The sequence below is a fragment of the Paenibacillus sp. E222 genome (assembly GCF_013401555.1).
Classification (GTDB): domain Bacteria; phylum Bacillota; class Bacilli; order Paenibacillales; family Paenibacillaceae; genus Paenibacillus.
On sequence record NZ_CP058552.1, the window covers coordinates 5,327,193 to 5,339,833 of the forward strand.

Annotated in this window: 12 protein-coding genes; 1 reads left to right on the forward strand and 11 read right to left on the reverse strand. The window is 42.9% G+C overall.

Features of this window, described 5'->3' with window-relative positions; all coding sequences use genetic code 11:
* Positions 1-5: 5 nt before the first annotated feature.
* The 6 genes from HW560_RS23655 to HW560_RS23680 form a co-directional block, all read right to left on the reverse strand.
* Positions 6-1,280 carry an ABC transporter substrate-binding protein gene (locus HW560_RS23655; protein ID WP_256222041.1) on the reverse strand — a complete coding sequence of 425 codons (1,275 nt, stop codon included), beginning with the start codon at positions 1,278-1,280 and terminating at the stop codon, positions 6-8.
* A gap of 85 nt (positions 1,281-1,365) precedes the next feature.
* On the reverse strand, positions 1,366-2,244 hold the full coding sequence (locus HW560_RS23660) for a helix-turn-helix transcriptional regulator (protein ID WP_090897686.1): 879 nt from the start codon (positions 2,242-2,244) through the stop codon (positions 1,366-1,368).
* A gap of 455 nt (positions 2,245-2,699) precedes the next feature.
* Positions 2,700-3,665 (reverse strand): MBL fold metallo-hydrolase, encoded by a 966-nt coding sequence (locus HW560_RS23665; RefSeq protein WP_090897683.1) that lies wholly within the window; start codon positions 3,663-3,665, stop codon positions 2,700-2,702.
* Between the two features lie 105 nt (positions 3,666-3,770).
* Entirely contained in the window at positions 3,771-4,313 is a 543-nt protein-coding gene (locus tag HW560_RS23670; protein ID WP_090897680.1) for a TetR/AcrR family transcriptional regulator, read from the reverse strand.
* Positions 4,314-4,341: 28 nt separating this feature from the next.
* A complete protein-coding gene (locus HW560_RS23675) occupies positions 4,342-4,692 on the reverse strand; it encodes a DMT family transporter (RefSeq protein ID WP_090897677.1) in 351 nt (116 codons plus the stop codon).
* Positions 4,693-4,713: 21 nt separating this feature from the next.
* Positions 4,714-5,034: a DMT family transporter gene (locus HW560_RS23680; RefSeq protein WP_090897674.1), complete on the reverse strand. Its 321-nt coding sequence runs from the start codon at positions 5,032-5,034 to the stop codon at positions 4,714-4,716.
* A gap of 230 nt (positions 5,035-5,264) precedes the next feature.
* On the opposite strand from HW560_RS23680, the gene metE reads away from it, so the two are divergent.
* A complete protein-coding gene (gene metE, locus HW560_RS23685; protein WP_179264915.1) occupies positions 5,265-7,556 on the forward strand; it encodes a 5-methyltetrahydropteroyltriglutamate--homocysteine S-methyltransferase in 2,292 nt (763 codons plus the stop codon).
* A 141-nt stretch (positions 7,557-7,697) separates the two neighbouring features.
* Here metE and vanG read toward each other — a convergent pair whose 3' ends face one another.
* The 5 genes from vanG to HW560_RS23710 form a co-directional block, all read right to left on the reverse strand.
* Positions 7,698-8,750 carry a D-alanine--D-serine ligase VanG gene (gene vanG, locus HW560_RS23690; RefSeq protein ID WP_090897668.1) on the reverse strand — a complete coding sequence of 351 codons (1,053 nt, stop codon included), beginning with the start codon at positions 8,748-8,750 and terminating at the stop codon, positions 7,698-7,700.
* Positions 8,751-8,802: 52 nt separating this feature from the next.
* Positions 8,803-9,609 carry a D-alanyl-D-alanine carboxypeptidase family protein gene (locus tag HW560_RS23695; protein WP_179264916.1) on the reverse strand — a complete coding sequence of 269 codons (807 nt, stop codon included), beginning with the start codon at positions 9,607-9,609 and terminating at the stop codon, positions 8,803-8,805.
* Positions 9,575-10,729: an alanine racemase gene (gene alr, locus HW560_RS23700; protein ID WP_179264917.1), complete on the reverse strand. Its 1,155-nt coding sequence runs from the start codon at positions 10,727-10,729 to the stop codon at positions 9,575-9,577. Before alr ends, HW560_RS23695 begins: the two co-directional genes overlap by 35 nt.
* A 320-nt stretch (positions 10,730-11,049) precedes the next feature.
* Positions 11,050-11,901 carry a hypothetical protein gene (locus HW560_RS23705; RefSeq protein WP_179264918.1) on the reverse strand — a complete coding sequence of 284 codons (852 nt, stop codon included), beginning with the start codon at positions 11,899-11,901 and terminating at the stop codon, positions 11,050-11,052.
* On the reverse strand, positions 11,898-12,404 hold the full coding sequence (locus HW560_RS23710; protein ID WP_306459214.1) for a sigma-70 family RNA polymerase sigma factor: 507 nt from the start codon (positions 12,402-12,404) through the stop codon (positions 11,898-11,900). Before HW560_RS23710 ends, HW560_RS23705 begins: the two co-directional genes overlap by 4 nt.
* Positions 12,405-12,641: the final 237 nt, after the last annotated feature.

The window sequence follows — 12,641 nt, forward strand, 5'->3', positions numbered from 1 at the left end:
CTAAGCTAATCCACTTCCAGCTCCGGAAATCTCAGTTTGACATCACGCTTGATTCGTTTTACGGCTTCTTCTTTGGTTAGAATGTCGTTATTGAGATACAACTGGAGTACATTTTTGAAGATGTCATTGTTAATGATTGAGTCATATTTGGTTCGCTCATATACCGGGACCTGCTTGGCTGCTTCCGAGAAAAATTCAAAATGCTTCTGCCCTCCCAAATACGCTGAAGATACAGAACCTGCAAGCTGATCATTCACGACCATATTGCTTGTGAAATAGTCCTGTTCCTTCGCAAGTTCAGACAGAAAATCATGATTAAAGTTATAAAACTCAATAAACTTCCAGGCCAAATCCTTTTTGTCACTTTTGCTGTACATCGCAATATAAGTTCCACCGGCACTAAAAGCGGATGGACCAGGCGCAAGACCCCACAATCCTTCGGTATCGGGAGCGTTCGCCTTAAAGGTGTATTGCAATGCCCAGGTTGCTCCAGGATAGAACATCACTTGGCCTTTTTGCATCGAAGCCGCATATCCGGCACTACCATCATCCAACTCTGCAAGCACATGCCGCTGACGGGCTTCACGAACAAGGTCAAGCACCTTCATGTAAGTGGGATCGATGACTAACTTGCCATCCTTAACCCAAGGAATACCATCATATGAATTGGATATCGCATTCCAGTTGGCAAGGGCGTGAACTTTATTTCCACTTTGCTGCTCTACCCTTTCTCCAATCTCGAATATCTTCTCCCATGTATCAATTTGCGGCCCTACCTTCTCCGGATCGTCCGTACCCAAGTATTCTTTAGCCAAATCTCTCCGATAGTAAATGCCCCCAGGCGTTCCCTGATAACCGATTGCTCTAACATTTCCTTCACTATCCTTCTCATTGGCCTGCACAAAAGCGTACTGCTCTGAAATCAGTTCATTGGCGTTGTACGGTGCTGCCGATAAATTCTCCAGATAAGGCACATCAATCAGCTCTCTTATATTTGCATTCTCGATCATAAACACATCCGGAGCCTTGGACGTTGTCTGTAAGGCGGACTTAAGCTTGGTGATATAGAAATTGCCCGGAATATTAACAAAGTTCACCTTAATGTCCGGATATTTCTCTTCGAATTTCTCAATGGCATAGCCTGCTTCATCCGTAAAACTCCAAACGGTAATCTCTTCCTGCTTGGGCTGGTTGGCTCCATTGGGTTGGCAGCCGGACACCATTATCACTGCGCTTACGAGTGCAATCATGGAGATATATTTAAGCTTAAACTTCTTCATGGGCCCCCTCCTTCAAAAAGGAAACGCTTACAATTTATTAGAGTATATGGATTTTGGAGAAGGCTTTCTCTCCAAATATTGTGAATCATCCTTCATATGTTGTGATATTTGTACGATGCTTCTTGCGAAATTCAGACGGAGTGCAGTCATTATATTTTTTGAACAGACGGTTGTATGAGTTCACATTGTTGAATCCATGACCAATGGCAATATCCAGAATGGATTCTTCGCGAAACAATAACGCCCACTCCGATTTGATGATTCGAAAATGATTCAGGTATTCCATCAATGTGATTCCTTTAATCTCTTTGAACAATTTACATACGTGAAATTTGCTGAATTTGATGTGCTCTGCGACCTGATCGAGTTTAATGGGTTCAGCGTAGTGCTCCTCCAGGTATTCACAGACCGATTCGAGAAATTCGAATTTTTTGGAAGGCGTACAGGGCCAAGCTGAAGTTATTTCATCTGTAATCGGTGCCTTTGTACGCAGCATATGAACAATGAGATCATATAATCTGGCCACCATTAACCAGCGATATCCCGCCTGCCGATCCTTCTCTTCATTTGCTAAGGCATCTATATATTTCCCAAGGTTTTTCTCATGACAAAGGCTGCACGGGATGACCGTTGTTTTATTGAAAAGCTCACCCAGGTCCTGGGTTTCTCTTTCGGTTGTGAAGCTTCCCGTTAATAATTCCAGTCGAAACAGGATAATGGTTAAATGATCTGTACCTGGCAAGAAACAGTGAATGTCTCCGGGTTTAATAAGCAGCACATCTCCGTGTTCAAGGCTAAATATATGGTTATTGATGCCAATTCTCGCGCTTTTCCCATTGACTACAACCATTTCAACCTCTTCATGCCAGTGTGCGGCAAAATTAAACTGTTCCTCGGTATGAATCACCCGGATTGGAAAACCCTCTGTCATATGACCTGTTTCAAGAAAAGTAGGTACACCCATCGAATCACCCTTTCCACATTTTCCAGCGTAACAAGGATCTATATAAATTGAATTAAAGAATATTTACACTTGCCACGCCGATGACAGAACAACCTTCCGATCGCTGTTATCCCCAGATTGTATTGAATCCCTTTTTCAAAGGAAAAATCCAGCGATAAAGGTGAGGTGTATGCTTCCGATGCAGCTTTCTTCCAGAAAGCTTTTAGCTCCGCTTCTTCAGGTTATTTCTGCCCTCTCCGTTCTCGTGTAAATGTTAAATTCAATTTCTAGTTATCATTATTATGCATCAAGTATAGCTGTCCCTTCTAATCGAGCTTAAAAAAACAGTTGGAGAAACAAAAAAACTCCCCAACATTTGTTAAGGAGCTACTGTACTGATCTATCTATTTACAATCGGTTGCGAACACGCACGCCATCATAAGTCAAATGAAGCAATTCGGTTTCTTGGGACAGGTTCAATCTTTACCCGTTTTCTTGATCCATTCGTAGATGCTTTGCAAATTGGACTTGAAATACGTAGTAAAAAACCAGTCCTGATAGGCTAATGGTACAGTAATTTCGTCCAAACTTTGGTTTCTTTGAGCAGCATCAGTCACGATTTCCAATAAATCCGTTATGTAAGCTCTGACTTCATGCAGTGCGTTCAATGAGCATACTTCTCCATGCCCCGGTACGATGATTTCTATATCCAGCTGTTCCACTTTATCCAAAATATCCAGCCATTGCTGAGGATTCGCATACATGAGAACCGGATGATGTTTAGATAACACCAGGTCGCCCATTATGGCAATTCTGTCTTTCGGAATATAGACCAGGGCATCACTCTGGGTATGACCTCCGCCAAAAGTAATAAGTTCAACACTGCGCTTACTGCCATGAATAGTCATGTGCTGATCAAACGTTAAGTTCGGCAATGAATATACCAGGTCGGGGAGCATCTTCATATATTCACGATCACTGGCATTATCCCATTGCATTTCCTGTCTTAACTTTTTGTTCGTCTCTCGTTGTATTTGTTCATCAAGTTCGTCTATAGCTTTATAAATCGCTTCAGGTTTTGCCAACTGCTGCATTATTCTGTTCCTTACAAAAGTATCCATGATTTCGCGAGTAATCGATGTGGAAATAATCTGTGCTTCAGGGACAAATACTTGATTTCCACATGTATGGTCACTATGCCAATGCGTATTAATTACATAAGAAGCCTTTCTTCCGGTGAGGTACTCAGTCGCTGCCTGCAAATCCTCTGCCGCCTGTATCGTCGTGAATGTGTCCACAACTAGCGTTGTATCACCTAAATCAACGATTGTGGCATTACCCAATGAACCTGAACCGGGAACTGCAACCGCAGCAAATACACCCTCAGTAACCTCATTTAGTTGAAAATGCCTTGATCCTGCGAAAGCCATTATTCGGCTCATTATGCAATACCTCTCCTTTCTGATTTCAACTCTGTTTTATTGCAATTCTAATTAAAAAAGTTCCCGGGCTTCAAATATGAAAAAAAGAGTTGATGCACAGCATTCTCATTTTGCTTCGAAAGACATCTTCATGAGTCTTTCTTCTACTTGATTTCGAATATCCTGATCCAGGATTCCAACTCCGAAAATCTCGGAAAACCATAACCCGTCTGTTGCTAACTTGATAATAACAGCATTCACGGGATCAATGCCATCGTTTAAAATTTCTTCTTGAAGAACGTTATTTTTTTCATTATACGCTGCAAGTAATTCGGGCTTTGAGAATAATACCGCCAAAAGCGCAGTACTCAAAGCTGCAGTCGTTTGGGGGTCATGGAAGGTCGTTTCGATATAAGCCCTGCTCCATTTCCCGACTTCGTTTATGCTTTCGCTTGATTTTTGCTGTAGTTCAGAGAAGAACGTATCCCCGAATTCCTCGATCATGGCAGTAACGATTGCTTCCTTATTGGGAAAATGATGAAGCAATCCGCCTTTGCTTACTCCCGCATGTTTAGCAACAGCTTCCAGCGTCAATTTCTCCATGCCCAAATGTTCGACAATATGTGATGCTGATGCCAGTAGCTCATGACGTCTTGAATTACTTCTCATACAGATCTCCTCCTTCATGTACGTTTATTTAAGACTGACTTGTGTTTGATGATTTGGCTGGACTTTTGGATAAGTTTAAAAGTACTACACCTCCGATAACCATAATGAGTCCGATTCCAGAAAGCATGTTGAACGGATCATTCCATAAAATGACGCCAAGCAAGGCGGTTATTGCTGTCCCTACACCTGCCCATATGGCGTAAGCTGTGCTCAAAGGAATTGTTTTCAAAGTCATTGTCAAAAAATAAAACGATAACGCCATGCCAACAACAAGTCCAATTGAAGGTAGCAGATTGGTGAATCCAGCCGATAATTTTAACATGGTAGTACCGAAAACCTCAGCAATAATGGCAATGGCAAGTGCAAAATAACCCTTCATTATTCATCCCTCCATTCTTGCTCAGCTATGAGCCAATTTCATAATCACAACCCCAGCAATGATAAGAATTAATGCTGAGATTTTTCTGAGGTTCACGCTCTCTTTATAAAACACTATGCCAACGAGTGCTGTAAGAGCAGTTCCCACACCCGACCACGTTGCATATGCGGTACCAAGCGGAATGGTTTTCAAAGCCAGTGAAAGACAAAAGAACGCTGTACCCATTCCCAAAATCAATCCTACTATCGGAAGTTTCTTTTGGAATCCGTTTGATAATTTCATCATGGAACTACCAAACACTTCAGATACAATCGCTAAACCCAATAAAAAATATGCAACCATCTCTCATTCCTCCTCCCACATACGTAACGTTATTCAACTTCCATTTAACTATACCGTCTGGACGGTTTTCTGTAAAGTTTTATAATAACTTAATGTTTGTCATTATTACTTGCTTTCATGCTACACCGGTATAGCCATAGGCTATAGCTAGATATAACTTAATGGAATTACATTATAACTCCGGATATGTGATAACTTTTTGGTAACATATTGTAGAGGAGTTTTACGTCATGGCAAAAAGCAGTGTATTGGGATATCCACGAATTGGTGCAGATCGGGAATGGAAGAAAGCCTTGGAGGCATTCTGGTCAGGCAAGCTCGAAGAAACAGATTTTCAAGCAAGATTGCAGGAGATTCGGTTAGATCACCTGCGCAAGCAGCAAGAAAAAGGTATCGATCTTATTCCTGTTAATGACTTCAGTTACTATGATCACATTCTGGATACTGCCGTTATGTTCGGAATTGTTCCAAAACGGTTTGCATATGACGGTGGCGCTGTACCTTTGTCCGTCTATTACGGAATTGCCCGGGGAACGAAAGATGCAGCCGCAAGCGAAATGACAAAATGGTTTAACACAAACTATCACTATATCGTGCCTGAACTGGACGGTGCTTCCCCTGCCCTAACGGAAAATAAACCCCTTCTTGCTTATCGCGAAGCCAAAGAGAAGCTCGGTATTGAAGGCAAACCGGTTCTTGTCGGACCGTTGACCTTCCTGAAGCTGTCCAAAGGATACGATAAGTCCGAAACAAACGCTTGGCTGGACCGCCTGCTTCCACTCTATGTTCAAGTGCTTCAGGAGCTTGCAAATGAAGGTGTTCAGTGGGTACAGATTGACGAGCCAATCCTCGTTACCAAAACAAGTGATGCTGACCTACAGCTGCTAAGTAAAATTTATGAGACGTTTGCAGCTGCTGTACCAGGTCTAAACATTATGCTGCAGACCTACTTTGAATCCGTAGAGAACTATAGCAACATTGTTGCCCTACCGGTTCAAGGTATCGGACTTGATTTTGTACACGGGGCTACGGGTAACATTCAGTCCATTCAAGCGTCCGGTTTCCCTACGGATAAAGTTTTGGGTGCTGGGGTTATTGACGGCCGCGGGATCTGGAAAGCCTCTTTGCCAGGAAAACTGAAGCTGTTGGATGAACTGGTTGAACTCGTAACACCTGAACGTTTAATCGTGCAATCCTCATGCAGCTTGCTTCATGTTCCGGTAACGACAGAGCGTGAAACTAAACTCACATCCGAACTGAAAAATGCTCTGGCATTTGCAGATGAAAAGTTGGACGAGATCGTTCTGTTGACAAAAGCATTGTCTTCAAGAAACGCTGAAATCATCGCTGAAATTGAAAATTCTGATCGTACGATCCAGGCTCTCCAGCAATCCGAAGAGCGTAATCGTGTTGCTGTTCAAGAAGCCGTGGCAACACTCAGCGTTCAACAGCCGGAACGTTCCCGTCCGTTTGCCGAGCGTCATATCGCTCAGCAGGACAAATGGAAATTGCCACTTTTCCCGACAACGACTATCGGCAGCTTCCCACAATCCGCAGAAGTGCGTAAAGCACGTCAATTGTGGCGTAAGGGTGAGTTGAACAATGAGCAGTATGCTGCTTTCATCCGGGATCAAATTGATATCTGGATCAAAATTCAGGAAGAGATCGAGATCGATGTTCTCGTACATGGTGAGTTTGAGCGTACCGACATGGTAGAGTTCTTTGGCGAAAAACTTGCAGGGTTTGCCTTCACACAATTTGGATGGGTACAATCATACGGTTCTCGTTGCGTAAAACCACCAATTATTTTCGGAGACGTTGCATTTACCGGAGAAATGACCGTTGAAGAAACCAAATACGCACAGTCCCAAACACAACGTCCTGTAAAAGGTATGCTTACTGGACCGATCACTATCATGAACTGGTCATTTGTGCGTGAAGACATCCCGCGCGAGCATATCGCATATCAATTGGCGTATGCACTGAGACAAGAAGTCGAAGCACTGGAGCAAGCAGGTATTGGCATGATCCAGGTCGATGAGCCAGCGGTTCGCGAAGGACTGCCGTTGAAGGAAAACGAGCAAGCCGATTATCTGGCTTGGGCGGTCAAAGCTTTCCGTATTTCCACTTGCACGGTTCAAGACACAACTCAAATTCACACACATATGTGCTATTGCGAATTCCATGACATGATTGATTCCATCGAAGCGATGGATGCCGATGTTATTTCGATCGAGACATCCCGCAGTCACGGTGAACTGATTCACAGCTTTGAGTTGAACACGTATAAACTGGGCATTGGCCTTGGCGTATATGACATCCATAGTCCACGTGTTCCAAGTGTGGATGAAATGACGAACATGATCGAACGCGCCTTGCGTGTATTGGACCCTAAACTGTTCTGGATTAATCCGGATTGCGGTCTCAAAACTCGTGGACTCGAAGAAACTGTCGCTTCCTTGCGCAACATGGTTGATGCAACCAAAATTGCCCGTGAAAAGCACGTTGCAGCAACGGTTTAAGTTAAAATAGATAAAGAACTCAAGAATTCGTTGATAAAAGGCGGACATTCCTATGCTATGGAATGTCCGCCTTTTAATATCATTTTTACGCTGCCATAATGAATCCATCCAATCCCCGTTCAACCGCAAGTTCAACCGATCTCAGTTCTCATCAATGGCGATCTCGATGAGCTGGTTAAGAATATTTGCATAAGTCATGCCGCCAGCTTGGAGCATGTTGGGATAACGGGAATTCGATGTGAAACCAGGTATCGTGTTGACTTCATTGAACACAATTCTTCCGTCAGCGGTCAGGAACATATCTACTCGGGCAAACCCTCTGCATCCAAGCGTTTTATAAATAGTCAGAGCGCTCTCCTTAACCTTCGTTTCAATGTCTTCATCAATGCGGGCTGGCAAGTGAATCTTCGAACTGATCAAGGAGTACTTTTCCGAGAAGTCAAAAAAGTGCCCCTGTAGTTCAATCTCATCAATTACACCAATCATGGGATCAGAATTGCCCAATACAGCACAACCCACTTCAAAACCGTTAATATTTTGCTCAATGACAACTTTGCTGTCGTGTATGAAGGCATGTTCAATTCCGGTAATCAACTCTTGCCTATTGTTCACCTTCGAAATGCCTAATGATGATCCTGATCTAGCCGGCTTAACAAAGAGTGGGAAGCCCAGTGCTTCTATTGCTGGTAGCGCTTCTTCCATCCGTTCACTCCGTTGTATTGTAAGGGAACGCGGCGTATCTATACCTGCTCCCTGCACCAGTTTATGAGCCAGTTCCTTGTCCATACATAACGCAGAGGATAACATGCCACATCCAACAAACGGTATACCCGACAGTTCCAATAATCCTTGCAGGGTTCCATCCTCACCGTATTTGCCGTGCAGCACTGGAAACACAACATCGATCGTTGTTACATGATATTCTGTATGCACAAGCTCAATTAGTCCTCTGACTTCTCTACTCGGCGAGAAAAAGGATGGGATACAACTCGGATGCAAATGCCATCGATCATTGCGAATATCCTCAACCGTTCCACTATATCGGAGCCAAGAACCTTGCTGTGTAATTCCAATTAACACAAGATTGTATTTTTCGGTATCCAAATTTTCAATCACTGAAGCGGCCGAGCTCAAAGATACGTTATACTCACCTGAACATCCGCCAAACAATACCGCAATCGACTTCTTCTGCATCATAAGAGCCTCCTAAAATGTGATATGTCTGAATCATCCTTATTGCTATAACTTAATTTTTAGAGAATGTCGTAACAATGAATCCTTCTCGATTCGTTCCTGATATGCGATAAGAATCACAACTCATGATCGGGATATGACTAGATATCCCTTTATCTGCGGGAACATAATAGATATGGATTGCCATGTCCTTTTCTTTAATCGTAAGCTGCTCTCCAGAGTACCGATATTGCTGTACAAAATCGATGTACTCCTCTAAACATAGATTGTTCTCTTCCATGATTTTGGAATGGGGATATCCTACATATCTAAAATGCCATGGCTCATAAGCAATACGAGTGATTGATTCTTTTTCTTGTTTATATCGAAGGATAAAACCGAATTGAATGGCATGTTGTCTGAAGGACTTGTAAATGCCCGTATCCGGAAAGGAAGGAGCAATAAAATCGATATTCGATTTCAATTTCCCCACATCGACAGCCAACCCCGTTTGGTGTTCACTATGGTCAGGCAAGGCTACGTATTTGGAAGTATATTCGGAACCCTGTTCTATCAAACAATCATGATAGATTTGGACTTGATCTTCTTTTGTGCGATATGCGCTGACGGCGACAATTTCATCCATCCCCCCACAAGCTTTAAGCAGAGCATGAAATTGATTGAAGCACTGCTTCTCCAGAAGCATCTGCTTATTTAACTTCTTTATTGAAGGCAAGGAATCCAATGACTCTAATTCATGTACTTTTACTTGCCTTCTGATTGGGTTTTGATCATTTATTAACACTAAGTGCCCTTGAAATAATTGTTCGTTACTTACGCTGATTTCAATATGTTTTTGTACGACTTCCCGTGATTTCATGATGAAGTACCCCACCTTCTTTATACATTCGTAACACTCTGTCCGTGATCGAACTCGTTATTTCTTGAGAGACACCACCGATATGATGGGCCAGTTCCTGAATCGGAATTTCCTGCTCACCTGAATAGCCAATGAAGGTCACCTTTGATCCTTCGGGAAAATACATCGGAAGCTTGACCATCAATTGATCCATGGAGATTTTCCCTATAATTTCTGCACGATACCCTTCCACTAACACCTCCGAATTTTGCATTCTCTGCGACCATCCATCGGCATAGCCGATAGGCACTGTTCCGATCCATTGATCTGAGTTTGTTTGGTAAGCATTGTTGTAACCCACATATTCGCCTTTTTTTAATTTTTTCGTTTGTAATAATCTACTGTGCATACTGAATGCCGGATTGAGTTGGATGTTAGGCACTAGTTTTTCCGGATAAAAGCCATAGATTGCAGCTCCTATTCGAGCAATATCCATGCACAATTCCGGGAATCGAAGTGCTGCAACACTTCCCGCACAGTGATAATGACTGATGGGTATCCGTGACATACTGCTCCACTCTTTCATTTCCAGGAAGTGTTGAATCTGAAGCTGTAGATAACGGTTGTCTTCCTCACCTGCTGTCGCGAAGTGGGTATAGAACCCGTCGACTACTACATCTGGTGCTCTAAGCCAAGGAACCATTTCAAGCCACTCTTCTTGCGTGCGTATACCGATTCGCCCAAGTCCAGTATCCATTTTCACATGCACAGATACCTTATGCGGGGTATGAACAGGCTTGTATTTTCTCATCTCATGAAACCATGACGCCTGTGTAACGGTAAGCATCAAATCATGTTCCAAAGCCAGAGGTACAAGTTCGGGACGAATCGGAGTCAAAATAAGAATCGGTTGTTTTAAGCCGGCAGTCCTAAGGCGAACGGCTTCTTCAATGAAGGCACACGCTAAATAGTCCGCACCTGCCTCTACTGCTTCTTTGGCAGTTTCAATATCTCCATGCCCGTATGCATTTGCTTTAACAACGGCCATTAGTTTGGTCGAACGAGGTAGAAATTTGCGGATCTGTATGACATTCTCGCGAATTTGCGTTAAATCTATTTCAGCCCAAGTATCTCGATACATCCGAAGGATCTCCTCAACCCAATAGATGGTATATTTTTAATTACTATTTTCAATAGATCCGCATTTGCACTTTTCATTGTTTGGCCTCCTAAAGGTGTGAATACAGTGCGTTGAATTGATTTAAGTGTATATTAAGGCTGCTACAGCTCCTATCGATCAAACTTACACAAAACTGACAACGTTGTAAGATTACTGATTTGCACCTCTCATAGTTGCAACAAAAAAAAGCCGCCAATAGGGCGACTCGTAAATGACAACGGAAATGGACTTCGATAATAAAGTATACAAAAAGAAGCCTGCGGTAAGGCAGGCTTCTTTCATTATTGCGGATTTTCATTACTCATCCAGCTGTCGACATGCAGTGGTTCACTGTAGTCTTCCCGGTCAGTAAATTCTTTGAGGTGTTTCTCTGCATCTGCACGATTCTCGAAGGCACCCATAACGACGGTGAATTTTCCATTTTGGGTCTGCACAACACTGCTGCCATCGGCAGAATACTGTTCAGCCAACATGGCCAGTGCTTCGCCCTGCTCCATGTCTTCGCTACGTACAAAGAAAAGTTCATGTGATTGCGTTGTCTTCCCGTCGGAAAAAAGCTTCAACTGAATATATCCGGGCTGCTGATACTCTGACACGGAATAATCCACATCATCCTTAAGTTCAACCACAAAGCCAATGGCGGAATCATCCAAAATGATATTTTGATAGACATCTTTTACATTCTTAAGTGCTTTAATGTCCTTCTCCAACTTGTCATAATCCAGATGACGCACCCCGTTGAAGGTGAAGATCAAGCGATTTGGTCCTTCTTTGTGATCCACAGTATACGATGGAGCAGAGGTGATCTGTTCACCATCGATCTGAAAATTAATGTTTAGTGTATCCGATTCTTTGGTCGTTGTAACCGAAACCCCATCTGTGCGCTCTCCGCCACCACCAACTTGCAGAATTTTGACGACAGAACCTATAACAGGTACATCGGATAATGCCTTGGCTACACCTGGAACGTTAGCTGTTATCATCACCGCAGCACAGGCAGCAACCAGGGATGAACTACGCCAGATCATCATTTTTCTTCGCTTTTGGTTTCGTGCGCGCTGACGGGCTTGCTGAATAACTCCGGAAAGGCCGGATGGAATATTGATCTGTTCATATCTTTCTTTTCCTGTCATGTAAAATCAACCTCTTCCTTGGTTAGATGTTTTTTGAGTTTGTTTAAGATCTTATAGAACCTGGTCTTCACCGTGCTTTCCGGCAAGGACAGTACCTCCGCCATATCCTTGAATCGCTGATCCTGGAAAAATTTCAAAACGATAAATGCCCTATCTTCGGGATGCAGGTGATCCAGTGCTTCGTATAAATCCCATTGCTCTTCAAGCCCCATGGAACTCTCTTCGGCTGCAAATGGTATGGTGCTGTCTTCCATATACGTGTATTTCTTCTTTCGTCTGATGTGATCCAGAGAACAATTGATGACGATTCGGGTCATCCAGGTTTCAAAATAATCAGGACTCTTCACTTTTTCATAAGATAGAAAACCTTTATACGAGGCTTCAGATATAATTTCCAATGCTTCCTGTTCATTTTTCACATAAGAGAACGCGAAGCGATAAAGCTTTTCTTTACATGCCTCCAGACGATCACTGAACTGCTGTTCAGTTAGTGCTGTACTCACCTTGCTCAGTTTGTCCACCCCCGTTGCGACTGTATATTTTGATTATTGCCGCATTTTTAATAAAGCTTACTTTGTATGTTGTTTCGCATGTTAGACAGCTGAGAGTCGAAAATAGTTTTAAAGAAGATGAATTTTTTTATCTGGGAACAAGAACTTATATCGTCCCAAACGAAAAAAGCCGCCAATAGGCGACTTCTTTTCTCTTTCTTCATTAGGAAGAACAGTAATTGCATATGC